This is a genomic window from Aphanothece microscopica RSMan92, from assembly GCF_046613545.2.
Taxonomy (GTDB): domain Bacteria; phylum Cyanobacteriota; class Cyanobacteriia; order PCC-6307; family Cyanobiaceae; genus NIES-981.
The window spans coordinates 1-561 of record NZ_JBKKKY020000373.1; the positions used below are offsets into that span (position 1 = coordinate 1).

Consider the following 561-nt stretch of genomic DNA (forward strand, 5'->3'; position numbering starts at 1 on the left):
TATCGATATCGCCTGTTCGCCAATCCTTTCCGGTGAGAGCGTGGACGAAGCCGGCGCGCGCATTTTCGAGCGGCTGGTGGCGGCCGCCTCCGGCGAGAAGACCAAGTCCGAGCTTCTGGGGCTCGGCGATGAGGAGTTCGTCCCGTGGCAGGTCGGCGCGGCCATGTGATCGCGGCGCTGTGCGCTGCGCTCTTTGCAAGTCTGCCCGCCAAGGCCGATCCCGCTCGAAAGGCCGCGATCGAGACGGCTCTGCGCGAGGTGGGCGGCCATGTGGCTGGCGTACTCGTCACGCCTTCGGGCATGGGCCGGTCGGACTATGATTGGGTGGCGGGCGACTGGCGGGATTACGAGCCGCACTGGCACACCGGACAGCAGATCTGGGGCCTTCTGGAAGCCCACCGCATCACGCGCGATCCGGCGCTGAAGCGCGCCGCGATCCGGGCTGGGCGCTGGTGGGTCTCTACCGAGTTCAGGTCCCCGCACCCCCTCGCCGGCCTCGTCAACGCCTGGCACGGCGACCGGATTGGCCCGCTTATCAACTTCACCACGATCTCAGACGGG

General features: G+C 67.9%; 2 protein-coding genes. Both read left to right on the plus strand.

Annotated elements, in window-relative coordinates; genetic code table 11:
- Positions 1-7 precede the first annotated feature (7 nt).
- Positions 8-169: a hypothetical protein gene (locus ACLD7X_RS18075; protein ID WP_425625478.1), complete on the plus strand. Its 162-nt coding sequence runs from the start codon at positions 8-10 to the stop codon at positions 167-169.
- Positions 166-561 (plus strand): hypothetical protein (locus ACLD7X_RS18080; protein ID WP_425625476.1); only part of this gene is annotated, 396 nt, incomplete at its 3' end. The genes ACLD7X_RS18075 and ACLD7X_RS18080, both read left to right, overlap by 4 nt.